Here is a 24,452-nt window from a genome sequence, read left to right as displayed (position 1 = left end):
ATGGTAAAGTTCTTTATTAACAGACCGATATTCGCCACCGTACTTGCTCTGATCATCGTCGTGGCGGGTTTGGTCACCCTCAATATATTACCGATCGCCCAGTATCCGGAGATCACGCCGCCTACCGTACAGGTATCCGCCGTTTATCCCGGGGCGGACGCACAGACGGTAGCGCAAACCGTAGGTTTACCGATCGAGCAACAGGTAAACGGCGTGGACGGTATGCTTTACATGAGTTCAAACTCCTCCAGTTCGGGGGCTTACTCCCTGACGATCACCTTCGCCGTGGGAACGGATATCGACATGGCGACCGTCATGGTGCAAAACCGGGTGAGTATCGCCCAAAGTAGCTTGCCGGAACCCGTGATCGTACAAGGTATCACCACACGCAAGCAATCCTCCAATATCGTGATGATGCTTACCCTAAGTTCCAAGGATTCCATTTACGACGGGTTGTATTTAAGTAATTACGCCACCTTAAATATGATAGACCAGCTAACCCGCCTGCCGGGTGTAGGCTCGGTACAGGTAATGGGAGCCGGAAACTATAGCATGCGTATCTGGCTAGACCCGGAGGCGATGCGTATCCGTAACTTGACGCCGGACATGGTCTATCAAGCCATATCCACGCAAAACGCCCAAGTATCCGCCGGTTACGTAGGCCAACCGATTCTACGGGCGGATAACCCCTATCAATATACCTTGACCGTGAAAGGACGGTTGACGACACCGGATGAGTTCGGCAATATTGTCCTTAAGACCGGGCAAGGTGGCAAGATCCTGCGATTGAAGGATATCGCCCGCATAGAGTTGGGTAGCTCCTCTTACAACGTGGTCTCTAAATTAAGCGGACAGCCGACTGCTGCGATAGCGATCTACCAGTTGCCGGGCTCCAACTCCTTGGATGTATCGAAGGTGGTAAAGGCCAAGATGAAAGAATTAGGCAGTTCCTTACCCGAAGGCGTGGAATACAAAGTGACCTTGGATACGACCGAGGTGATCGACGCCTCCATCCATGAGGTGCTTATCACGTTCTTAGAGACAACCTTGCTGGTGGTCTTGGTTATCTTCTTATTCTTACAGAATTTCCGGGCGGTAGTCATCCCGTTCATTACGATTCCGGTCTCATTGATCGGTACGCTGGCGGTCATGGCGGCTTTAGGCTTCTCCATTAATACGTTGACCTTATTCGGCTTGATTCTGGCGATAGCGGTGGTGGTAGACGACGCCATCGTGGTGGTAGAGAACTCCACCCGGCTCCTCGATACCGGGAAATATACGGCCCACGAGGCGGTATCGAAGGCCATGGATGAGATCGTAGGGCCTATCGTGGGCGTGGTATTGGTATTATTGGCGGTATTTATCCCGACAACGTTTATCAGCGGTATCTCCGGGCAGCTCTATAAGCAATTCGCCTTGACAATCGCCGCCGCTACCGTATTAAGCGGATTTAACTCGCTTACGCTTACGCCCTCGCTTTGCGCCCTTTTCTTGGAGAAGAATACGGAAGAACCAAAATTCTTCCTCTTCAAAGGATTCAATAAGGTATACGGAAAGACTCAGAAGATGTACGACTCGATCGTGGAGCGGATGCTGAAACGACCGGGAGCGGCGATGATCGTTTACGGTATCATCACGGCGGTAGCGGTTATCTTGTTTATGCGCTGGCCGACAACCTTTATACCCGAAGAGGATGACGGCTATTTCCTAATCGTATCCCAATTACCCCCGGCGGCGAGCTTGAACCGGACGGAGGCGGTCACCAAGCAGATCGACGAGATCCTAAAGACATACCCCGAGGTGAAATCATTCATCAGCGTTAGCGGATTCTCCGTGATGGGTGGAGGGGAGCAATCCAATACGGCCACCTTCTTCGTGATCCTAAAGAACTGGAACGAACGTAAAGGTAAGGAGCATACGGCAGAGGCCGTGACCAACCGTTTCAACCGGGAGGCATCGGCTATCCAAGAAGCGCAGGTATTCGGTATGGTACCGCCAGCTATCCCGGGGTTGGGCGCTTCGGGCGGCTTGCAACTGCAATTGGAGGATCGTAAGAACCTAGGTCCGACGGAGATGCAGCATGCCGTGGAGACATTGCTGGCCAGCTACCGCTCGAAACCGCAATTGCTGAACCTTTCTTGTATGTATCAGGCCAATACCCCGCAGTATCTACTGAAGATAGACCGGGATAAGGTGCAGATGCTCGGTCTTCAGTTGAATCAAGTATTCTCCACGCTCAGCTATTATATGGGAGCGGCGTACGTGAACGATTTCGTGGAGTTCGGACGTATTTACCAAGTTAAGATCGAGGCGAACGGAGAGGCGCAGAAAGTGATCGATGATGTACTCCGTTTGAGTCTGGCGAATAGTAAAGGAGAGATGGTACCCTTCTCCTCTTTTATCGAATTAGACGAGCAATTGGGATTAGACCAGATCAACCTATATAATATGTATTCATCGGCGGCTATTACTTGTATCGCCAACCCGAAATATAGTTCCGGAGAAGCGATCCTAGCGATGGAGGAGCTGATACAGGAACAATTAGGTGATAATTTTGGATATGAATGGACCTCGGTCGCTTATCAAGAGACGAAAGCAGGATCTACGACGGTGATTATTTTCGCCATGGCGTTGCTAGTCGCTTTCTTGGTTCTCTCGGCTCAATATGAGAGCTGGACAAGTCCGTTGGCGGCTATCATGGGTTTGCCGATCGCCTTGTTGGGAGCTATTATCGGCTGCTGGGTGATGGGGGTTCCGGTAAGCGTATATACCCAGATCGGTATTATCTTATTGATCGCCTTGTCCGCCAAGAATGGTATCTTGATCGTAGAGTTCGCCCGGGATTTCCGAAAGGAAGGTAATCCGATACGGGATTCCGCCTTGGAAGCCGGACACGTTCGTTTACGTCCGATCCTGATGACCTCGTTCGCCTTTGTATTGGGTGTCATGCCTTTGCTTTTCGCTACCGGAGCGGGAGCGGCCAGCCGTATATCCTTAGGTGCGGCGGTAGTATTCGGTATGGCTATCAATACGATATTCGCCACGATGTTCATCCCTAACTTCTATGAACTGATGCAGACCATCCAAGAGAAATGGCTGGATAAAGGAAAGAAGACGGATGTTACGCCTAAACAATAGAAAGTTTCCAATCCTCTAATGAGGCAAAAAGAGAATAGCCATGGGTTTAGCCATGGCTATTCTTTTTTACTCCCTTCAAATACATTATTATATATTCTATGATTGGAATTAGGCGATTCCCAACAACTCTACCTCAAATATTAATGTGGAGAAAGCAGGGATCGGACCCGAGGCACGATTACCATAACCAAAATTGTAAGGGATATAGATTATCCATCTATCCCCTACCCGCATTTCTTGAAGAGCCAATTGCCAGCCTTCAATCACTTGGTTCAAGCGAAAGGCTTCCGGGCAACCCCGTTTCCATGAGTTATCAAATTCCCTTCCGTTAATCAACGTTCCTTTATAATGTACGGAAACGACGCTTTCCCGATTAGGAGAGACTTTGCCTGTACCCGCTTGTATTACCTTATATAATATACCACACGGTAATGTCCGGATTCCCTCTTCCGAAGCGATCTCGTCCAAATACAATAGATTCTTCTCTTTGTACTCCTCTTTTCTACTCATATATATTACATTATCTTACATTTAGCTCCGCAAATGTAGCAAATAGAAATAGAAACGCAATGGCATGGTAACACAATAGACATGCCAAACGTTCAAATACTATCATTATATGAATCTGATTCCCGCTTTTTTTATCATAGATCAAGAAAACATAGGAATCCGCAAAAAACATGCTATAAAACATACCACGTATGGAATAACGCCGTATATTTGTGTCGTAAAACATAATTGTAAAGCAAATATGGTAAAGAGATTGTTTAAACGTTACATCGATTTGCTAGGGTTTCAACCTTGGACAATTTGGGTTTACCGCATGTGGTAAACCTCACGATGAAAAAGAGGAAGGTTTAGGTTAAGGTTATCAGAAGTCCGGAATTAGGTTAGTAATAGGTTAAAAGGTTAAAGGTTTAGGTTTTCAATTCATTCGTTACTCGGACTTCAAAAGTTATGTGAGATTTAAAACGTGTCGAAAGGCACAGATTTATTAATTAAAAAGAAAATGAGCTATGAAAAGTTTTATTAGACATTTTTTGGATAGCTGCTTGAGATCACTCGCTGCTATCGGTCAGTCGGAGTTAACGAAATGGGGTTACAATAAATAAGTAACACCCCATTTTACCGGGAAGGTGAACATTTGATTTTTTCAAACCATACCGCGGTTGCTTGGCATCTTGCCAGACAACCGCTTTTTTGTATCCATACCTTTTAAACAAGGTATCTTAGTTTCATAGAGAAAGTATCCTAAGTTCATTGGCGAAGTATCTTAGGTGTATGGGGCGATGAAACTAAGATACTTTTATAACTCATGCGCCTATCCCCACTGAGTTTCTACTACCCGTCTATATATTTATAGATATTAACTATTTGACAACTGTCTAACAACATCTTATTTTTGTCAAGAAGTTAAAAACAATTGTTGTTTCTAAACAGTTTTATTTAAAGATTACTTTATCTAAAATTCTTTATTGCGACATAAAAACTAAAGTTATGGAAGACAAAAAACTAACTGCCGCCAACGGGCGCCCTGTTGCGGACAATCAGAACGTACAAACAGTGGGGCCACGTGGCCCGATGGTATTACAAGACCCTTGGTTCATTGAGAAGCTAGCGCACTTCGACCGTGAAGTGATCCCAGAAAGACGCATGCACGCCAAAGGTTCCGGCGCATTCGGTACCTTTACCGTTACACATGATATCACAAAGTATACGAAAGCGGCTATTTTCAGCGAGGTAGGCAAGAAAACTGACTGCTTTGTCCGTTTCTCCACCGTAGCCGGAGAGCGCGGAGCAGCCGACGCAGAGCGTGATATCCGTGGATTCGCCATGAAATTCTACACAGAGGAGGGTAACTGGGACTTGGTAGGCAACAACACCCCCGTATTCTTCTTGCGTGATCCCCTAAAGTTCCCGGACTTGAATCATGCGGTCAAACGTGACCCGAAAACGAATCTACGAAGCGAGGATAACAACTGGGATTTCTGGACTTTGCTTCCCGAGGCCCTGCATCAAGTAACGATTACGATGAGTTCTCGCGGCATTCCTTACTCTTATCGACATATGCATGGTTTCGGTAGCCATACGTACAGTTTTATCAACAATAAGAACGAACGTATCTGGGTGAAGTTCCATCTCAGAACCCTGCAAGGTATCAAGAACTTGAGTGACGAGGAAGCGGCTGCGATCATCGCCAAGGATCGTGAATCCCATCAGCGTGATTTGTTCGAGAGTATCGAGCGTGGGGACTTCCCGAAATGGAAATTCCAGATCCAATTGATGACTGAGGAGCAAGCCGAGACCTATCCGATCAACCCGTTCGACCTCACGAAAGTATGGCCGCATAAGGACTTCCCGTTAATGGATGTCGGTATCCTCGAGTTGAACCGTAATCCGGAGAATTATTTCCAAGACGTGGAGCAAGCCGCATTCAACCCGATGAATACTGTCGAAGGTATCGGCTTCTCCCCAGACAAGATGTTACAAGGTCGTCTATTCTCTTATGGCGACGCCCAGCGTTACCGCCTTGGCGTGAACCTAGAGCAGATCCCGGTGAACAAGCCCCGCTGTCCGTTCCATGCCTATCACCGTGACGGAGCGATGCGTGTAGACGGAAACTATGGAGCCGCAAAGGGTTACGAACCTAACAGCTTCGGCGAATGGAAAGACTCTCCCGAGAAGAAGGAACCGCCTTTGAAAGTACACGGGGATGTTTATAATTACAACGAGCGTGAGTATGATGATGATTATTACAGCCAACCGGGTGCCTTATTCCGTTTGATGCCGCCGGAAGAGCAACAGTTGTTATTCGGAAATACCGCCCGTGCGATGGGTAACGCCCAACTGTTCATCAAGCAACGCCACGTACGCAATTGCTACAAGGCAGACCCTGCTTACGGTAAGGGAGTAGCTGAAGCTCTAGGAATCAGCTTGGAAGAGGCCTTGAAAGAAGACCGATAAAGTAGTAAGGCTACGATAGAAAGCGATAAAAGAGGGATAACCCCAGTAATCCTATGGATGAACAGGTTATCTCATTCTTTTTTAGTAGGATAAGAGAGGATATGCCATGAGACCCCGATACTGATAAGCCCTAACAAAGCTTTCACCCACCAATAGCCGACTAGCAAAAGGGAAGTAATGATCGTAGATAGCCACATGATAGCGATCGTGATAATCTTGGAACGCAAAGGAATAGCCTTATCTTCCACAAAGCCCTTAATATGCGGCCCGAAATAACGATTGCTCATCACCCGGTTATAAAGTCTCTCCGAGCTACGGACATAAAACCAACAAGTCAGTAACCAAAAAGGAGTGGTCGGGAGCAAAGGGACAAAGATGCCGATCGCTCCCAATATGAGAAAAAACGTTCCTAACGTAATGTATATGATACGTCTCGTCCCGTTCATCAGCCAACCGTATATTCTGCGATTTGCTTGAAACCGTTCAAGAAGTCCGTTATATTCATCCGTTTCTTTCCGGCAAGTTGCAAGGAATGCAATCGAAGGAAACCATCCTTCACGGCCACATCGATATACGATTTATGATCTGTATGGATAGAACCTACCGGGAAGTTATGCGTTGCCGGACGCTTCTCCGTCTGGTAAACCTTCAAGACCATACGTTTGCCATCCGCTGAGATCAATTCCGTCCAAGCGGCAGGATAAGGAGAAAGCCCACGGACGAAATCATAGATCTTCTTCACCGGTTGGTTCCAGTCGATATGACAGGTATCCTTGAATATCTTCGGGGCCGGACGCAACTCGGCGGCATCCTTATAGAACTCCTCTTGAGGGATAGCGTCTGTTTTTCCATCCAACAGTAAGTCCACGGTCTCGGTAACCAACCCCGCCCCCATCGCCATCAAGGCATCGTGAACGGTTTCTACATCGTCGGTATCAGCGATCGGCAGATGTTTCTGACGGATGATCTTACCCGTATCAATCTCATGCGTAAGAAAGAAAGTAGTCACGCCGGTCTCCGTATCACCATTGATAACCGCCCAGTTGATCGGAGCGGCGCCCCGGTATTGCGGAAGCAAGGAGGCATGCAGATTAAAAGTTCCCAGACGGGGCATATTCCAGACCACCTCCGGCAACATACGAAACGCCACCACGATCTGCAAATCCGCCCGCAAGGCACGCAGTTCCTCTAAAAATGCCTCGTCCTTCAATTTCTCTGGCTGCAAGACCGGAAGACCCACCGATACGGCATATTGCTTCACAGCGCTCGGCTGAAGCACGCTACCATGACGGCCCATTGGCTTATCCGGCATCGTAATGACACCTACCACATTATATCCACCTTCTACCAAGGCACGCAGGCTCTCCACGGCGAAATCGGGAGTGCCCATATATACGATTCGTAAATCCTCTTTCTTCATATACAATAAATTGGATCTGTTTTTAACAAGTTAGTCCCCGGAAAAGTTATCGACCAATACCTCCCGATAGGAATTAAATATCTTCGATTTCGACATAAAGCCGATATAATGGCCATTCTCATCGACCACCGGAAGATTCCACGCTTTCGTATCATCAAACGTCTGCATGATCTGATCCATCGGCGTGTTGATTACGATCTTGGCCGGGGCGGAAACCATGAACTTCGATACATGGAAACGATTATACAACTCCGGACGGAACATGATATTCCGGATATTATCCAGCAAGACGATACCCAGCAACACGCCCCGCTCGTCCACGACAGGAAAGGTGTTACGTCCACTTCGGGAAATGACCTTTACCATATCGCCCAACGTCATCTCTGGAGACACCATCTGGAAATCTTTCTCGATCACGCTATCCGCCCGTAGCAAGGTAAGCACCGCCCTATCCTTATGGTGCGTCAACAACTCGCCTTTCTGCGCCAAACGCATGGAGTAGATGCTATGAGGCTCGAACATAAGGATCGTGATATAGGAACTGATCGAGACGATCATCAAGGGGAGGAACAAATCATACCCACCCGTCAGCTCGGCGATCAAGAAAACACCGGTCAAAGGAGCGTGCATCACCCCGGACATAATGCCCGCCATACCCAGCAAAGCGAAATTCTTCTCTGAGATATACATCGTGAACGGGAAATAATTAGACGTATGCGCAAAGATAAAACCGGCGATACAGCCCAGATACAAACTAGGAGCGAAGATACCACCGCAACCCCCTCCGGCATTCGTGGCGCTGGAAGCGAATACCTTCGTAAGCAAGATCAAGGTCAAGAAGATCAAGACCCCGAAATACGTATCGTTCAGATCGTAAAACAAACTCTTGTCCATGATATGCGAGAACTGCCCGTTCAGCAACGAGCCGATCGTATCATAGCCCTCACCATATAGCGGGGGGAACAAGAATATCAAGATACTCAGCATCACGCCGCCCAACATGAACTTCTTCCAATACGTACCCAACTTCCGGTACATCCCTTCCACCTTGTTCATCACACGGGTAAAATAAAGGGATACCAATCCGCAAAAAACACCCAGCAAGAGCACGTAAGGAATACGCTCGATCTCGAATGCCTCGGTCTGAGAAAACTTAAACATGGCCTCGGTACCGGTAAAGATATAAGACATCGTAGCCGCCGTCACCGACGAGATCAGCAAAGGAAGCACGGAAGTCATCGTAAGGTCCAGCATCAATACCTCGATCACGAACACCAACCCGGCGATAGGCGCCTTGAAGATACCGGCGATCGCTCCGGCGGCACCACATCCCACGAGCAACATCAACGTCTTCTGCTCCATCCTGAACACCCGTCCCAGATTAGAACCGATAGCCGCCCCTGTCAATACGATAGGAGCCTCCGCCCCGACCGATCCACCAAAGCCGATCGTCACGGAACTGGCTACGATAGACGTCCATGTATTATGCGGCTTGATACGGCTCTTTCGTTGCGAGATGGCATACAAGATCTTCGTCACCCCATGGCCGATATCGTCACGCACGATATATTTCACGAACAAGCCGGCCAACAAGATACCGATCACCGGATAAAGCAAATAGAGATAGTTCACGCCATCAGCACTGAAATTACCCGTCAATACATGTTGTATGAAATGGATCAATTGTTTCAATATGATAGCGGCCGCAGCTGTGCAAATTCCCACGATAAAGCTGATAATAAGGATAAAATGCTTCTCCTTGATGCGCTTTTCCCGCCATAACAACAATTTATAGAATAACCCTTCGTTAGCCATTTTAAATACCTTTACCTGTAAACACTGTTTTAACTGTATAAATGAGAATCGTTATGTCCAGAATCAAGGACATATTCTCATAGTATAATATATCATATTCCAAGCGCTCGATCATCTCATCCACACTGCCGGCATATCCATATTTCACCATACCCAACGAGGTGATTCCCGGACGTACGTTATGCAGCAGATAGTAGAAGGGGGCTTTCCTCACGATCCGCTCGATGAAATATTTACGTTCCGGACGGGGGCCAACTAGCGACATATCCCCTTTCAGCACGTTCCAGAACTGCGGTAACTCGTCCAAGCGGTATTTCCGCATCACCCGTCCGAAGGGAGTGATACGGGAATCGTCCTCGGAAGAGAGCAACGGACCTTCTTCCTCGGCGTTCGTATACATCGTACGAAACTTATAGATCATGAAAGGCTCGCCCATGTATCCGATCCGTTCCTGACTGAAAAACACCGGGCCGGGGGAATCCCGCTTCACCCGCCAAGCGATATACAGGAACAAGGGAGATAAGAGCACCAAGAAAATCAGAGATAACATCTTATCCATAAAGAGCTTTACATTCTGCTCGATGGGCAAGAAGTTGTTATCCGTCACGTCCACCAGCGGAACGCCCTTTATCGCCTTGATCTTTACTTGCGATAATGAACTGGATTTATCCGCCAATATCTTGATCGGCCGTTTATAGCAATATAACGAATACAGGATATCCATCAAACGGCTATTATCCACCGTCTCCAAGGCGACAACCAGCTCATCCACCTTTTTCTCCTCTACAATCACCGGCAAAGATTCCAGCCTACCGATCACACGATCTCCGGCGACCCCGCCTTTTTTCTCCGTACCATCGGAGACAAAACCGACGATATTATAACCCAACCCATACAGGTCGTCGGCAATACACGCCGCCTTCTTCCCCGCCCCAATCATCAATACGTTCAACGCCCATTCCCTGCACTTTATCTTCCGTAACCCGGCCTGCGTAATCAATAACCGGGGAATATACGTCAAGACAAACTGTAATCCCCATAAAGAGAAAAACATATCATAATACACATGATAGGAACGGGGCAAGTCATTCAGCACTAAGGCAAAAAACAAGATCACGACACCGATCGACACGCTCCCAAGGGTAGAGAACAACTCAGTAAGCCTCGACTTACCGAACGGTTTATTATAATAACCGGAAAACCAATATAATACGAACCAGAAAAACGGGATCAATAGCTGCCCCTTCAACGAGGGGATATGCAGCAAAAAGGCCCCGACGGTATCAAACCCTTCATACACCGCCACCTCCTCATAGCGTATCAGGTTAAATAATAACCAGACTACCGACGACGCTATAAAATCCGAGACAATATATTTTCCGGCTTGTACGCTTTTCTTCATCCTTATCTAATTACCTGCACAAGCCCACCGGCTCCTAGCTTGATAATGCCGGACGGAGCGGCCTTGCTCATATCGTCCTGACGATAACTCACGATATAATCCACACCCTCCTTGATCACCTCCGATACCTCGCTGAAATTAGCGGGAGAAGGCTCGCCGCTTACGTTGGCGGAAGTAGAGACCAAGGGTTTACGGAAGCGCTCGCACAATTTCTTGGAGAACTCCTCGTTCGTGATGCGGATACCCACGCTACCATCGGCTCCCAATAGATTTGTCGCCAAGTTCTTGGCACTTGAGTAAATGATGGTCAACGGCTTATCAGACACGCTAATCAAATCCCAAGCGATATCGGGAACATCCGACACGTACCTATCCAATTTAGCCTCGCTGTCCATCAAGACCAACATAGCCTTATTGTCTGCCCTTCGCTTTAGCTCGTACACTCTTTGTACGGCTTTTTCATTGGTAGCGTCGCAACCAATTCCCCAGATAGTGTCTGTAGGATAAAGTATTATGCCGCCTGCGGCCATTACTTCGCAAGCTTTTTTAATATCTTCCGTCATTGTATTTTATAATATTTAGGCAAATGTACGAATCATTCTCCTACTTCAAAAAAATAATAACAAAAAAACTATTTTCTTTAAGCCATACCGGATATACCATATTTAATTTCTAACTTTACGGGTTGAAATATATTGCGGAAATCTCGCCTTTGTCATACGGTAGATTAAGGATGACAAGGTATCCGTAGTATCAGGCAAGCAAAAAAGAAAAAAACAATATATAATGATTAACAAATGGAACTTTCAAACCCCATCAGAAGAAGAGTTACATAAGAGAGACCAATTGGTGGCTGAATTAGGATTCAGCCCGGTGATCTGTCTCTTGCTCGTTCAACGAGGTATCACTTCGATCGAAGAGGCGAAGAAATTCTTTAAACCCAGCTTGAACGATTTGCACGACCCGTTCCTTATGCCGGATATGGATAAGGCGGTGAGGCGCTTGAACAAAGCCTTGGGGAATAAAGAAAAGATTTTGATCTACGGCGATTACGACGTGGATGGAACGACAGCGGTATCGCTCGTCTTCAAGTATTTAAGACCTTACTCGTCTACCTTGGATTTCTATATCCCAGATCGATACGACGAGGGGTACGGTATTTCTTACAAGGGTATCGATTATGCCGCCGAGAACGGCGTGTCGCTGGTTATCTCGCTGGATTGCGGTATCAAAGCGATCGAGAAGATCGAGTACGCCAAGGAGAAAGGTATCGACTTTATTATTTGCGACCACCATATGCCAGACGCCACTTTGCCGGACGCTGTCGCCGTATTGGATGCCAAGCGCTCGGATTCTATCTATCCGTATGAGCATTTATCGGGTTGCGGAGTGGGATTCAAGTTCATGCAGGCGTTCGCCAAGAGTAATAATTTCCCGTTCTCGGATCTGGAGAAGTTGTTGGAACTGACGGCGGTCAGTATCGCCTCGGATATCGTCCCGATTACGGGAGAGAACCGCATCCTCGCCTATTACGGGCTGAAGCAATTGAACAGCAACCCCAGCCTCGGGCTGAAAGGGATCATCGATATCTGCGGATTGACCGGAAAGGAGATCACGATCAGTGATATCGTATTCAAGATCGGTCCCCGTATCAACGCTTCCGGCCGTATGATGAACGGGAAGGAGGCGGTGGAACTGCTACTGTCCAAGGATAGCGCCAGTGCCCGGGAGAAGAGCGAGAGCATCAACCAATATAATGAGGAACGCCGGGAATTGGACAAGAAGATCACCGACGAGGCGAACGCTGTCATCGACGAAGTAGAGAACATGGATGACCGGAAGGCGATCGTGGTGTATAACCCGGGATGGCACAAAGGCGTGATTGGTATCGTAGCGTCCCGTTTGACCGAGAAGTATTACCGTCCGGCGGTCGTTCTTACCAAATCGTCCGAGTTGATCACCGGATCGGCACGTTCCGTAACGGGTTTCGATATTTACAAGGCGATAGAGAGCTGCCGGGATTTATTGGAGAATTTCGGGGGACATACCTACGCCGCCGGGCTTTCCCTTCGGGAGGAGAACCTAGAGGCATTCACCGAGCGTTTCTTGAAGATCGCATCCGAGGAGATCATACCGGAACAGATGATCCCACAGATCGATATCGACGCTATCTTGGATTTGAAAGAGATCAACCAGAAGTTCGTGAACGACCTAAAGAAGATGAGCCCGTTCGGACCGGACAACCAGAAGCCTGTATTCTGCTCGCTTGGCGTAAAGGACTACGGCACCAGTAAGCTCGTGGGTAAGGAACTGGAGCATCTCAAGCTGGAATTGATCGACGGAAACTCAAGCACCCCCATGCACGCCATCGCTTTCGGCATGCACAGGCACAACGACCATATCAAGGGTATGAAGCCTTTCAACATCTGCTACACGGTGGAGGAGAACACCTACAACGGCAACACCTCTATCCAGCTGATGATCAAAGACATCAAACCCGACGATATATGAGGAGGACAGGTGGACGTCTACCATAAGATATTAGAGAAGTATTGGGGATACCCTGCTTTTCGCCCCTTGCAGGAGGATATTATCCATTCCGTCTGTGCCGGAAAAGATACGCTTGGGCTGATGCCTACAGGTGGTGGTAAATCCATCACCTTTCAGGTGCCGGCCTTGGCGATGGAAGGGATTTGCATCGTCGTCACTCCCTTGATCGCCTTGATGAAAGACCAAGTGGAGAACTTACGCCGGATCGGCATCAAGGCTACGGCTATTTATTCGGGCATGAGCCGGCAAGAGATTATCACGCAACTGGAGAATTGCATCTTCGGAGGGTATAAGTTTTTGTATGTCTCCCCAGAGCGGCTTAGTACGGATATTTTCCGGATCAAGATGGAGGCCATGCAAGTTTGTCTGCTAGTGATCGACGAGAGTCACTGTATCTCGCAATGGGGATATGATTTCCGTCCTTCTTACCTCAATATCGCTGAGATCCGGGACTTATTGCCGGGTGTTCCGGTATTGGCCTTGACCGCCACGGCTACCCCGGAAGTGGTGAATGACATACAAGAGCGTCTGCGGTTCAAGGAGAAGAACGTATTTCAAAAGAGCTTCGCCCGCAAAAATCTGGCTTATATTGTCCGGAAGACGGAAGATAAGTTAAATACACTCGTTTATATATTGGGAAAAGTTCCGGGTACGGCCATCGTATATGTCCGCAATCGGAAACGCACCAAGGAGATCGCCGTCATGCTGCAACAGGCGGGTATCTCCGCCGATTTCTTCCATGCCGGATTAAACCGTGACGAGAAAGAACTGCGTCAGGCCCGTTGGAAAAACAACGAGTGCCGGGTAATCGTATCGACCAACGCTTTTGGTATGGGTATCGATAAGCCGGACGTACGATTGGTCGTGCATATGGATATGCCGGGATCGTTGGAGGAATATTATCAAGAGGCCGGACGCGGGGGGCGTGATGAGAAGAAAGCCTTCGCCGTGGCTCTTTGTTCCTCCACGGATAGCGCCAAGCTAAAGAAACGGCTGGCGGATGAGTTTCCGGACAAGGAGTTTATCTACCGGGTCTATGAGGCGTTGGGTAATTATTACCAGATCGCCGTAGGGTACGGGCTAGACACGGTACACGATTTCTCGTTAACGGATTTTTGTTCCGCTTATAAGTTCTCTTTATTGCAAGCGCATCATGCCTTGAAGATCCTTGGGCTATCGGGCTATATCGAGTATACGGAGGAGGTGGACAACGCTTCCCGCCTGATGTTCACGGCTACCCGTGACGAGCTTTACAGGTATTTAAGTGAGAACAAGCGAACGGATGAGGTGATTCAGACGATCTTGCGTTCTTACACCGGGTTATTTGCGGATTATGTTTATATAGATGAGAGCGTAATCGCTACCCGTGCGAGAGTAACGCCTCACGAGGTGTATGAGACCTTGGTAGGTTTATCCAGATACCGGATCGTAAACTACATCCCGCATAAGAAAACCCCGTTGATTATCTATACCCAGACCCGGGAGGAACAGCGGTATCTTTCCATACCCCGCTCGGCGTATGAGGAACGCAAGGAGCGTTTCGGGAAACGGATCGAGAAGGTGCTGGAATATATCAACGAGGAGCGGGTATGCCGTAGCCGCATGCTCCTATCCTATTTCGGCGAGGAAGATTCCGCCCCTTGTGGCTGTTGCGACGTATGCTTATCGAAGCATGAATCACAGCTTATGAATTGGGAATTCAGCGCTATCCGGGAAAGTCTCGTAAAGGTATTGGCCGAGGAATCCCCTATCCCCGTGAAAGAGCTTATTGAGAAATTACCTTTCCCTCAAGAGAAAAGCCTCACGGCCATCCGCTTTCTGGCGGATCAAGATCCCCGATTCACATTAAGCGACGGCTATCTATCGCACGAGGATTCAGCAAAATAGCACGATGCCCATCGTAAGCTCCTTAGAATGCCCATTGTTAGCTTGCTAGAATGCCCATCATAAGGAGCTTACAATGGGCATTCTAATAAACCAAGTATCACCGCTTATAATTACTCCGATTAGATACTTGTTTTTCCGTCGGGAAATCAGTGGGAACCTTTTGGGTTACCTTGCCGGTAGCGGCCCATTCCGCACCTCTTAACAAGGTGATCTGGAAGCCGGCGCATTGCATAGCCGGACAATTCTCTACCGTTTCCCCCGCATGCCCTAGCATCGTATGGAATATACGGGCATTCCCATAATCAACCGTAAAGATCAACGGCTCCTCACGACCGGAGCCTCCGGTCTCCTTGTCCGAATAAGCGGTATACAAGCAATCCTTTATATTTCCCGGGCCACGCATACGATCATATAACTCATCCTGCGCATGTTTCCATTTATTCGGCAGCCCCTTCATGATCGGATGCTCATGGTTCCGGGCATTCAGCACATACTCATGTTGCTTGCCATGAGAGCCACCCACGCCCGCCGAGCTATCCTTTATCAACTTACCATCGCTCCAATATACATAGGGTCCCGCTTTCTCATCCCGGTTCTCCCAACCGCCCAAGGCACAAATCTTATTGTATTCCGGCCAGTTCACGAAGGCGTTATCAGCGGCATGATAGACCACGACACCACCACCTCCTCGCACATATTCCAAGAAACGACGGTTTGTCTCTTCCGGCCAAGCATCCCCATTATAATCCAGCACCACCAGCTCGTAAGGACTAAAATCCAAGACAAAGCCGGACATATCCTTCCCCGCCTCCGGAGAGACCGCGAAATCCACGGAGAAGCGTCCCGAGTTCTCCAATATCTGTTTAAGCACCACGTGGCTCACCTGCCAATTATGGTTATTCTGCCCCGTTATTAATAACGTCTTGATCGGCTTACGGGCCGACATGCCACATACAACCAGTAAAGCGGCCAAAAGGAAAACGATCTTCCTACAAAATACATGTCTCATGGTATGAATCAGATTTAAGTAAACAATTGATTATCCGTCTTTATTTATTCATAACAAAGGGAAGCGGCACCGAATAGCCCCGGATTCTCCAGCTTAGAGAAACGTATCTTCAAGTTCTTGATAGAGTTCGGATAAGCGAAATCCTTCAAGTCCTCATACATGCTCTCCTCAAACAACTCATGGGCGGAGGTCACCGAGCCTCCGAAGACGATCATCTCCGGATCTACCGTCAATACCACGATCTTGATAGCGGCGGCCACATGTACGCCCAACTGCCGGTAAGCCTCCAGCGCCTGCTCGTCCTTCCGCATCGCACGGGTGTACATCTCCTTCCCATCCACGCCCCATACGTTCATGAAATAGGAACCGCTACAGAAATATTCCAAGATCTGTCCTTGGTAGGGAATCATGCCAAACTCTCCCGAGCCACAATTAGCGTCGGCCAGCAGCTTGCCATTCTGGATAATTCCACCCCCCAGGCCCGTACCCAAGGTGAGGCCCACGAAGTTATCAACCGTCTTTCCGTCGCCAAAGATACGCTCACCCAGAGCGAAGCAATTCGCGTCGTTATCCACATAAACCGGCACGGAGAAGCGAGCCTCCAAGATCTCCTTCAAATGTACCTCCTCCCAATGCGGGATATTCACCACGTTATATACGATCCCCTTCTCACGATCCACCACGCTCGGCACACCGATACCGATAGCTACCACGCCCTCGTCCCACACTGAACGGATCACCTCTATCAAAGCCTCCAATGTCTCCCCGCAATCCGCGGCGTCCTGGGGAGTCGGGGCATTCCCCTGAGCCACTAATCGATCCCCTGCGATACGGCCGGCACGCATATTCGTCCCCCCTAAATCCACTCCGATATAAGCGTTTTTCTTCTCTACACTCATTCTTTCCACGATATTAAATTAGATTATACTCCCACAAAACTAACAAAAAAGGCAATGCTACGAATAACATTGCCTTTTAAACTGGTAAATTTAATACATCTATGCTTTTTATTTTCCCCGGCGTCAACTCCATCCAGCACGTATACCGACATCGCCTCACGCCTACGTTCGCATAGGCCAACGTCGATATACGTGTGAGGCAATGCCGGTATACGTGTAAGACGGCACCATTATAACTACCGCATCAAGCGAAGAACAAGATCAATAATTGCGCCGTAAGCACCCGCAAAAACATGGTCAATGGGTATACCGTTGCGTAACCTACGGAAGGAGCGTCGTTTCCAGCCGTAGCGTTCGAGTAAGCCAAAGCGGGCGGATCCGTCGTACTACCGGCGATCAAGCCCATTAAGGTGAAATAATTGATCTTATAGAAATAGCGGCCTACACAACCGATGATCAGTAAAGGAACCGTCGTGATAATGAAACCGTAACCGATCCAAGCGAATCCGCCGTTGTTCACGATCGTATCCACAAAACCATCGCCGGCGCTGATACCCACGCAAGCGAGGAAGAGGGTGATACCGATCTCACGCAACATCAAGTTAGCGCTCTGGGTCGTATAGGTAACCAGCTTATAACGGTAACCAAAACGGCTAATCAAGATAGCCACGATCAGCGGACCTCCCGCCAAACCTAACTTAACCGGTTGCGGAATGCCCGGGAACGTGATAGGAATACTACCCAAGACAATACCGAGGGCAATGCCGATAAAGATCGTGATCAAATTCGGCTCGTTCAAGCGTTTCATGGAGTTACCCAATACCTTCTCCACATTGGAGACAGCGGTTTCGGTACCCACCACATTCACACGATCACCCACTTGCAACGTCAGGCCCGGCGTAGCGACCAAGTCCACGCCCGCACGGTTGATACGGGTGATATTGATACCATATAATTTACGCAGTTTCAACTGCCCCAGCTTCTTGCCGTTCAACTCCGGTTTCGTGATCAAGATACGGCGGTTGATAAACTGGCTCTCCATACGAATCCATTGCTTGCGCTCCATATCGATCTCCTCGCCGATGAATGTCTTTACGGACTCGGCATCTTGATCAGTCGTGATCACGAAAATCTTATCATCCTCATTCAAGATCGTACCGGCGGAAGCGATCTCGATCTGCTTGTTATCATTACGCCATACACGGGAAATCACGAAATCCAGATGATCCATCAAACCGGATAACTCCCCTACCGTCTTACCGAAAACCGCAGGGTTCTTTACGACCAGCGAGATCGGTTTCGCCTCATTCGTATGCGAGGCATCCTCCTTATTCAAATCGTCATTCTCCTTATCGAAATTCACACGGAATACGTAACGTACGAAAATGATCGAAAGAATAATACCGATCACGCCCAGCGGATAAGCCACAGCGTAACCCAAGGCGATCGTATTATCAGAAACCCCGTACATATCGGAATAAGCCTGCTGAGCCGCACCTAATCCGGGGGTATTCGTCACCGCCCCCGATAAAATACCCACCATCGTAGGCATCGGAATACCTGTCACGAAATGCAATACCAAAGCCGTAGCCACGCCAAGGAAGACAATTCCACAGGCAAGCATATTCAACGTGATTCCCCCCTGCCTAAAAGACGAGAAGAAACCCGGCCCGACTTGCATACCTACCGAATAAACAAATAAGATCAATCCAAATTCCTTAAAGAAATGAATCACATTGTGGTTAACCGTAAACCCAAAATGCCCTAAAATAATACCTACAAACAACACCAAGGTAATCCCAAGCGAAATCCCAAACACCTTTATCTTTCCCAACTGAATGCCGGCGGCAATCACGAAAGATAGTAAAAGGATAGAATGCCCGATACCTTCTCCCCATAATAAGTCGTTTATCCAATCCATGCTAAAATCTTTAAAAATCTTATTACCTATTAATAAAGACGCGAAGTTAGGCATTTACTTTGTGTTTTACAACATAACACCTATATTTACCTTTTAAATTAAAATCTCATGAAAAAGATATATTACATTTTATCAGCATTGTTCCTTTGCGTGGTAGCCACCTCGGCGCAAGAAGCTGGAAAAACGGTAGTTATTAAAACCAATGTAGGTACTATGAGGGCCATCCTGTACGATGATGTGCCTAATCACACCCGTACTTTTATCGAACGGGCGAAACGGGGGGATTTCAACGGGACCTTATTCACCCGTGTCCTGCCGGAGTTTATGATCCAAGGAGGAGCCCCGGATTCCAAGAACGCTCCCGCCGGTGCCAAATGCGGCTTTGGCGATCCTTCCGCCGAGATCCTGCCCGAGATCAACGAGAAATATTTCCATAAGAAAGGAGCCTTGGCCGCTCCCCGCCAACCGGACGATGTCAACCCGCAAAAGAAATCGGACATGTCGCAATTCTTTATCGTGCAGGGGAAGGTCTATAGGGAAACCGAACTGGATACGTTAGAGCGTACCGCCAACTATCCGGCCCGGCAAAAGGCCCTGAAGGAGTTTTACGCACCGGTCCGTGCCGAGTTGAATATGATAAAGATGAGTAACAAACGGGAATACCAGAAGCGATTGAGAATGATCAACGCCCAGATAGACTCCGTTATTCAAGCAACTCCCGGGCATTTGCTATTTACGGACGAGCAACGGAAGGCTTATACCACCGTAGGCGGTTGCCATCATCTGGACGGCACTTATACGATCTTCGGGGAGCTGACGGAGGGGTTCGACGTTCTGGATCAGATCGCCACCCAGCCGAAAGACCAGAATGACCGTCCGAAGAAAGACATCCGCATCCAAAGTATAACGATCGAATAATTCACCACTCCTATGTTAAAGAGAGATTTCATCATGGTACAGATCGAGGAACTGGGCAAAGTGATCGCCCAGATCATCTTCAATCGTAATTCCAACGATGGGGCACGCAAGAACCCCGAGTTAATCCAATCCGTCTACACATCCTTAAAACTGGATAACGATTTCTTGCTGAACACGCCTATCGACGGCATCCGCACTTATCTGGACGGTGATGATTCGTGTGGCCTCCAACGCATGGAGCTGGCGACCAAGACCTTGCTGGAAGAAAGTTTCCTTTTGCCGGAGGCGCAAGGTAAAAAACTCCGGGCAAGAGCGAAAGAGCTATTGGAATATATCCAACGCAACGACACTACGTTCTCATTGGAACGAGTGGCGTTGCTGGAAGAGATAAATAACTATTGAATAGATTGCGGATCAGTGGTAGGGCCTTCCACGACTAGAAGGCCATTCTCATCGATTCGCATTTTATCGATGAATACGACCCGCTCATCCCCTGTCTTCTGGGTACGCCCGTGGTAAACGCAATACATTTGTTTTCCGTCCTTCGACCAAGTAACGCTATTATGTCCGGTACCCGTGACGATACCGCCTTTTTCCACGTTCTTCTCCAGCACCGGATTATTAGATGCCTTCTCAAACGGTCCTAACGGATGTTCGGACACGGCATATCCCACCGCATAATTTGCCCCGCCAAAATAATTAGCGGAATACATCATATAATACAAGCCGTTGTGACGTAGCATGAAAGAGCCTTCCGTCCAACGACGTCCGACCTCCCCTTTGGTAACCGAGCGACTTTCCCATTCACTTTGCGCATCATCCAATTTCACAGGCGGACGCAGCAGAAGTACGGGTTCCCCAATCACGTGCGTAAGATCCGGAGCGACCTCCACCCCGTAAATCCAGCTTTCCTCAACGGAGTCGAACATGCCTTTCTTCTTTGCCTCATCGGCGATCTCGCTTTCTACCGGATGCTTATAGCAACAACGGGAATAATAGAGATAGGTACGGCCTTCCTCATCCTCGATCAAGTTTCCGTCGATTACAGGATATCCCGGATCGAACAAAGGAGCATCGGCCAATTCCTTAAATGGTCCGGTCGGCTTATCCGACACAGCTACGCCGATACGGAAATTTTCCTCCTCGTTGGTCGGATTCTTCCGCCAATCCGCGCTGAAGAACATATAGAACTTCCCGTCACGCTCGTACACTTCCGGCGCCCAGAAATTAGCGATTGCCCAAGAATCGGGCGTATTGCCCCGATAAACCTGCCCTTCCGACTTCCAATGGATCAAATCATCGGAAGAATAGGCGCAAAAGCCGTCTACAGCCCCAGCACCGGTACCATACATATAATAACGTCCGTCCGAGGCCAACAATACGTATGGATCGCCAAACTGGACCGACAAAGGATTACTGTACGTTAATTCCGGCTCTTCCGCGGCAGACTTCTTTCCCGTACAACCCGCATTCAAACACATAAGAACTCCCAGACAAAGGGATATTCCTATTTTCATACCACTTTTCATTTTTCTTATTTATTGGATTCTAAATTATACACTCCTTCCGCACAACGTTCCCCGTCGATGGCAGCGGATACGATTCCTCCCGCATACCCCGCTCCCTCACCGCAAGGGAAAAGACCTTTTACCGTGACGTGTTGATAGGTATCCCGATCACGGAGGATACGAACCGGAGCGGATGTACGGGTCTCTACGCCGATCATGGTTGCCTCGTTGGTCAAGAAGCCTCTAGAGACCTTACCGAAATAACGGAAACCTTCCCGCAGGCGACTGGTCACGAATTCCGGCATCCAAAAATGCAACGGAGAGGCCAGCAGACCCGGCGTATACGAGGAAACCGGTAAATCGAAAGAGTTCTTCTTCCGCATGAAATCATCCATGCGCTGGGCGGGAGCCGTTTGCTTCATGCCTCCATTCAACCAACAGACCTCTTCCAGACGTTCCTGAAAGGCCATCAACGCTAATGGGGAGTCCGCATCCACCTTCTCGCCATTCCGAAGATAAAGCTCCTCCTGCCCTACCAGTTCGGAATAATCTTCCGGACGGATCTCTACCACCATCCCTGAGTTAGACCAGCGGGAACCCCGGTTAGAAGGCGACATTCCATTTACCACGACCTGCTTAGGTCCGCTCGCCGCAGGAACTACGAAACCTCCCGGACACATACAGAAGGAATAGACGCCCCGGTTATTCGCTTGCGTCACAAAACTATACTCTGCCGCAGGAAGATATTTCCCACGACCTTCTTTCCGATGATACTGGATTTGGTCGATCAATTCCTGAGGATGTTCCAGACGAACACCGACCGCGATCCCTTTCGCCTCGATCTGGATCTGGCGTTCGTATAAATAGTTATAGACATCACGGGCGGAATGGCCGGTAGCTAAGATAACAGGCCCGTAAAAGCTCTTTCCCGTATTCGTCTCGATGCCGATCACCTCGTTCTCTTTCATGATAAAAGCATCCATACGGGTCTCGAAATGTACCTCACCTCCGCATCGCTTGATTTGCTCCCGGATATTCTCGATCACACGGGGGAGCTTATCCGTTCCGATATGCGGATGGGCATCCGCCAAGATAGAGGGACTGGCCCCAAACTGGCAAAAGATATTCAGTATCTTATCTACCGAGCCTCTTTTCTTGCTACGGGTATACAGCTTTCCATCAGAATAAGCGCCGGCACCGCCCTCACCGAAACTATAATTTGATTCTCCGTTCACCTTATGCTCACGACTGATCAAGGCGATATCTTTCTTGCGTTCCCGCACGTCCTTACCTCGCTCGACGATGATGGGGCGCAAACCTAACTCTATCAAGCGCAAGGCAGCGAACAGACCTCCCGGACCGGCTCCTACGACGATCACAGGTTTCCCTGCCGAGACATCTTTATACTCTATCGATTGATATTCCGGCTCGCTGGGCATCTCGTTCATGAAAACACGCAGTTTCACGTTGACAAATATCGTTCGCTGGCGTGCGTCTATCGAACGTTTCAATACGCGTACGGCTCGGATATTTTTCGGAGCCTCACCCGTCTCACGGGCTACTACTTGCCTTAGCGATTGCTCATTAACAGCCTCTTCCGGCAATATCCGGAGTTGTAATTCTTTTATCATTGTTTATTATATATTAACCGAATAGTTGCCGAAAGGCTTCCTCCACTTTCTTTACCTGTACGATTTGGATCTTACTTTTCGCCGTATCGAAACCTTTTAGATTATTATGCGGAATGATAATCCGGGAGAAACCCAGCTTCTCCGCCTCCAAGATACGTTGCTCGATACGGTTGACCGGACGGATCTCTCCGGACAAGCCCACCTCGCCAGCCATACAAACACCCGGCTCGATGCTGATATCCAAGCTAGAGGAAAGGATGGAGCTGATTACCGCCAAATCGATAGCCGGATCATTCACTTTCAAACCTCCGGCGATATTCAAGAAAACATCTTTCTGGATCAACTTAAAACCCGCCCTTTTCTCCAATACCGCCAATAACATATTCATTCGGCGTAAATCGAATCCGGTGGCGCTACGTTGCGGCGTACCGTAAACCGCCGAGCTGACCAAGGCTTGCGTCTCGATCAAGAAAGGACGTACCCCCTCGATAGCGGCGGCGATGGCGACGCCGCTCAGTCCCTCATGATTCTGGGTTAATAATAACTCGGATGGATTGCTGACCTCACGAAGCCCGTTCTGGCGCATCTCGTAAATCCCTAGTTCCGCCGTACTGCCGAAACGGTTCTTGATGCTCCGCAAGATACGATACATATAATGCTGATCGCCCTCAAACTGCAACACCGTATCCACGATATGCTCCAATACCTTCGGACCGGCGATACTGCCTTCCTTATTGATATGGCCGATCAATAAGACCGGGACACCGCTTTCCTTGGCGTATTTCAAGATAGCGGCACTACACTCACGTACTTGGGAAACACTGCCGGGGGAAGATTCCACGACCTCCGTAAAGATGGTTTGTATGGAATCTATGATCATCAAGTCCGGCTGGATATTGGCAACTTGCGTAAAAATCTGTTCCAGATGTGTCTCGCATAAGATGAAACAGTTCGGATTATCATGCGATAATCGGTCCGCCCGGAGTTTCAACTGGCGACTGCTCTCCTCGCCCGAGACATATAGGGTTTTCAAGCCTGTCAAGCCCAACACGGTTTGCAAGACCAAGGTGGATTTTCCGATTCCCGGCTCTCCCCCGATCAAGACCAAAGAGCCTTTCACCAAGCCTCCGCCGAGGACCCTGTTTAATTCATCATCTTTTAAATCGATACGGGCCTCCTCTTCCGTCGTTATATCACGCAATAACACCGGACGGATCTTATTGCCCTCCATAATACCGGGAACTGGCCGCTTCACGGCAGGCTCCTTCGTTACGATCTCCTCCACATAGGTGTTCCACTCCCCACAATTCGGGCATTTACCCAGCCATTTCGGGGAATCAGCGCCACAGTTAGAGCAGACATATACGGTTTTTGTTTTCGCCATTCTATC

Annotated in this window: 18 protein-coding genes; 6 read left to right on the top strand and 12 right to left on the bottom strand. The window is 48.6% G+C overall.

Going from position 1 to position 24,452, the window contains the following annotated elements:
* Nucleotides 1-3,138: an efflux RND transporter permease subunit gene (locus NBH16_RS10795; protein WP_048928372.1), complete on the top strand. Its 3,138-nt coding sequence runs from the start codon at nucleotides 1-3 to the stop codon at nucleotides 3,136-3,138.
* A gap of 108 nt (nucleotides 3,139-3,246) precedes the next feature.
* On the opposite strand, the gene bamJ is transcribed toward NBH16_RS10795, so the two are convergent.
* Nucleotides 3,247-3,648 carry a BamJ family beta-barrel-assembly machinery protein gene (bamJ, locus tag NBH16_RS10790; protein ID WP_005866204.1) on the bottom strand — a complete coding sequence of 134 codons (402 nt, stop codon included), beginning with the start codon at nucleotides 3,646-3,648 and terminating at the stop codon, nucleotides 3,247-3,249.
* Nucleotides 3,649-4,635: 987 nt separating this feature from the next.
* Between bamJ and NBH16_RS10785 the strand changes: the two genes are divergently transcribed.
* Nucleotides 4,636-6,102 (top strand): catalase, encoded by a 1,467-nt coding sequence (locus NBH16_RS10785; protein WP_005858216.1) that lies wholly within the window; start codon nucleotides 4,636-4,638, stop codon nucleotides 6,100-6,102.
* Nucleotides 6,103-6,173: 71 nt separating this feature from the next.
* On the opposite strand, the gene NBH16_RS10780 is transcribed toward NBH16_RS10785, so the two are convergent.
* From NBH16_RS10780 to NBH16_RS10760, 5 genes are read right to left on the bottom strand one after another with little or no spacing between them, the layout of a single operon-like run.
* On the bottom strand, nucleotides 6,174-6,548 hold the full coding sequence (locus NBH16_RS10780; protein WP_005866200.1) for a YbaN family protein: 375 nt from the start codon (nucleotides 6,546-6,548) through the stop codon (nucleotides 6,174-6,176).
* Nucleotides 6,548-7,522 carry a methionyl-tRNA formyltransferase gene (gene fmt, locus NBH16_RS10775; RefSeq protein WP_005866196.1) on the bottom strand — a complete coding sequence of 325 codons (975 nt, stop codon included), beginning with the start codon at nucleotides 7,520-7,522 and terminating at the stop codon, nucleotides 6,548-6,550. Before fmt ends, NBH16_RS10780 begins: the two co-directional genes overlap by 1 nt.
* A 30-nt stretch (nucleotides 7,523-7,552) precedes the next feature.
* The gene (locus tag NBH16_RS10770) at nucleotides 7,553-9,337 is read right to left on the bottom strand and encodes a chloride channel protein (protein ID WP_005858223.1); all 1,785 of its coding nucleotides are present in this window, start codon (nucleotides 9,335-9,337) and stop codon (nucleotides 7,553-7,555) included.
* 1 nt (nucleotide 9,338) lies between these two features.
* Nucleotides 9,339-10,739, bottom strand: a complete 1,401-nt coding sequence (locus NBH16_RS10765) for a sugar transferase (RefSeq protein ID WP_005866194.1) — start codon at nucleotides 10,737-10,739, stop codon at nucleotides 9,339-9,341.
* Nucleotides 10,740-10,741: 2 nt separating this feature from the next.
* Nucleotides 10,742-11,302, bottom strand: coding sequence for an L-threonylcarbamoyladenylate synthase (locus tag NBH16_RS10760; RefSeq protein WP_008774182.1), 561 nt, complete (start codon nucleotides 11,300-11,302; stop codon nucleotides 10,742-10,744).
* A gap of 223 nt (nucleotides 11,303-11,525) precedes the next feature.
* Here NBH16_RS10760 and recJ point away from each other — a divergent pair, with 223 nt between their 5' ends.
* Together recJ and NBH16_RS10750 are read left to right on the top strand one after the other, a co-directional pair.
* Nucleotides 11,526-13,250 carry a single-stranded-DNA-specific exonuclease RecJ gene (gene recJ / locus NBH16_RS10755; RefSeq protein WP_005866190.1) on the top strand — a complete coding sequence of 575 codons (1,725 nt, stop codon included), beginning with the start codon at nucleotides 11,526-11,528 and terminating at the stop codon, nucleotides 13,248-13,250.
* A gap of 9 nt (nucleotides 13,251-13,259) precedes the next feature.
* Complete coding sequence (locus NBH16_RS10750; protein ID WP_122145420.1) at nucleotides 13,260-15,176, top strand: RecQ family ATP-dependent DNA helicase; 1,917 nt, start codon at nucleotides 13,260-13,262, stop codon at nucleotides 15,174-15,176.
* A gap of 97 nt (nucleotides 15,177-15,273) precedes the next feature.
* Here the strand turns inward: NBH16_RS10750 and NBH16_RS10745 are convergent, their stop codons facing one another.
* The 3 genes from NBH16_RS10745 to NBH16_RS10735 form a co-directional block, all read right to left on the bottom strand.
* Nucleotides 15,274-16,185, bottom strand: a complete 912-nt coding sequence (locus NBH16_RS10745; RefSeq protein WP_146376060.1) for a ThuA domain-containing protein — start codon at nucleotides 16,183-16,185, stop codon at nucleotides 15,274-15,276.
* A 44-nt stretch (nucleotides 16,186-16,229) separates the two neighbouring features.
* A complete protein-coding gene (locus NBH16_RS10740) occupies nucleotides 16,230-17,084 on the bottom strand; it encodes an ROK family protein (protein ID WP_122144160.1) in 855 nt (284 codons plus the stop codon).
* Nucleotides 17,085-17,328: 244 nt separating this feature from the next.
* A complete protein-coding gene (locus NBH16_RS10735; RefSeq protein WP_008778112.1) occupies nucleotides 17,329-19,005 on the bottom strand; it encodes a putative transporter in 1,677 nt (558 codons plus the stop codon).
* A 108-nt stretch (nucleotides 19,006-19,113) separates the two neighbouring features.
* Between NBH16_RS10735 and NBH16_RS10730 the strand changes: the two genes are divergently transcribed.
* Complete coding sequence (locus NBH16_RS10730) at nucleotides 19,114-19,923, top strand: peptidylprolyl isomerase (RefSeq protein WP_211737337.1); 810 nt, start codon at nucleotides 19,114-19,116, stop codon at nucleotides 19,921-19,923.
* 12 nt (nucleotides 19,924-19,935) lie between these two features.
* The gene (locus NBH16_RS10725; protein WP_005866180.1) at nucleotides 19,936-20,325 is read left to right on the top strand and encodes a hypothetical protein; all 390 of its coding nucleotides are present in this window, start codon (nucleotides 19,936-19,938) and stop codon (nucleotides 20,323-20,325) included.
* Here the strand turns inward: NBH16_RS10725 and NBH16_RS10720 are convergent.
* From NBH16_RS10720 to radA, 3 genes are read right to left on the bottom strand one after another with little or no spacing between them, the layout of a single operon-like run.
* Nucleotides 20,319-21,440, bottom strand: a complete 1,122-nt coding sequence (locus tag NBH16_RS10720; protein ID WP_250788506.1) for a glycoside hydrolase family 43 protein — start codon at nucleotides 21,438-21,440, stop codon at nucleotides 20,319-20,321. The genes NBH16_RS10725 and NBH16_RS10720 overlap by 7 nt on opposite strands.
* Nucleotides 21,441-21,457: 17 nt before the next feature.
* A complete protein-coding gene (locus NBH16_RS10715) occupies nucleotides 21,458-23,062 on the bottom strand; it encodes an NAD(P)/FAD-dependent oxidoreductase (RefSeq protein WP_008774174.1) in 1,605 nt (534 codons plus the stop codon).
* Between the two features lie 13 nt (nucleotides 23,063-23,075).
* Nucleotides 23,076-24,446, bottom strand: coding sequence for a DNA repair protein RadA (gene radA / locus NBH16_RS10710; RefSeq protein ID WP_250788505.1), 1,371 nt, complete (start codon nucleotides 24,444-24,446; stop codon nucleotides 23,076-23,078).
* Nucleotides 24,447-24,452: the final 6 nt, after the last annotated feature.

It is taken from the genome of Parabacteroides sp. Y3-G-102 (assembly GCF_023656845.1).
GTDB classification, from domain to species: Bacteria; Bacteroidota; Bacteroidia; order Bacteroidales; family Tannerellaceae; genus Parabacteroides; species Parabacteroides distasonis.
This window is presented reverse-complemented; position numbering and strand designations above follow the sequence as displayed.

What these genes read in the sequence shown, in the direction of transcription:
- NBH16_RS10795 (WP_048928372.1), top strand. Translation starts at nt 1, where the DNA reads ATGGTAAAGTTCTTTATTAACAGACCGATATTCGCCACCGTACTTGCT.
- bamJ (WP_005866204.1), bottom strand. Translation starts at nt 3,648, where the DNA reads ATGAGTAGAAAAGAGGAGTACAAAGAGAAGAATCTATTGTATTTGGAC.
- NBH16_RS10785 (WP_005858216.1), top strand. Translation starts at nt 4,636, where the DNA reads ATGGAAGACAAAAAACTAACTGCCGCCAACGGGCGCCCTGTTGCGGAC.
- NBH16_RS10780 (WP_005866200.1), bottom strand. Translation starts at nt 6,548, where the DNA reads ATGAACGGGACGAGACGTATCATATACATTACGTTAGGAACGTTTTTT.
- fmt (WP_005866196.1), bottom strand. Translation starts at nt 7,522, where the DNA reads ATGAAGAAAGAGGATTTACGAATCGTATATATGGGCACTCCCGATTTC.
- NBH16_RS10770 (WP_005858223.1), bottom strand. Translation starts at nt 9,337, where the DNA reads ATGGCTAACGAAGGGTTATTCTATAAATTGTTGTTATGGCGGGAAAAG.
- NBH16_RS10765 (WP_005866194.1), bottom strand. Translation starts at nt 10,739, where the DNA reads ATGAAGAAAAGCGTACAAGCCGGAAAATATATTGTCTCGGATTTTATA.
- NBH16_RS10760 (WP_008774182.1), bottom strand. Translation starts at nt 11,302, where the DNA reads ATGACGGAAGATATTAAAAAAGCTTGCGAAGTAATGGCCGCAGGCGGC.
- recJ (WP_005866190.1), top strand. Translation starts at nt 11,526, where the DNA reads ATGATTAACAAATGGAACTTTCAAACCCCATCAGAAGAAGAGTTACAT.
- NBH16_RS10745 (WP_146376060.1), bottom strand. Translation starts at nt 16,185, where the DNA reads ATGAGACATGTATTTTGTAGGAAGATCGTTTTCCTTTTGGCCGCTTTA.
- NBH16_RS10740 (WP_122144160.1), bottom strand. Translation starts at nt 17,084, where the DNA reads ATGAGTGTAGAGAAGAAAAACGCTTATATCGGAGTGGATTTAGGGGGG.
- NBH16_RS10735 (WP_008778112.1), bottom strand. Translation starts at nt 19,005, where the DNA reads ATGGATTGGATAAACGACTTATTATGGGGAGAAGGTATCGGGCATTCT.
- NBH16_RS10730 (WP_211737337.1), top strand. Translation starts at nt 19,114, where the DNA reads ATGAAAAAGATATATTACATTTTATCAGCATTGTTCCTTTGCGTGGTA.
- NBH16_RS10725 (WP_005866180.1), top strand. Translation starts at nt 19,936, where the DNA reads ATGTTAAAGAGAGATTTCATCATGGTACAGATCGAGGAACTGGGCAAA.
- NBH16_RS10720 (WP_250788506.1), bottom strand. Translation starts at nt 21,440, where the DNA reads ATGAAAATAGGAATATCCCTTTGTCTGGGAGTTCTTATGTGTTTGAAT.
- NBH16_RS10715 (WP_008774174.1), bottom strand. Translation starts at nt 23,062, where the DNA reads ATGATAAAAGAATTACAACTCCGGATATTGCCGGAAGAGGCTGTTAAT.
- radA (WP_250788505.1), bottom strand. Translation starts at nt 24,446, where the DNA reads ATGGCGAAAACAAAAACCGTATATGTCTGCTCTAACTGTGGCGCTGAT.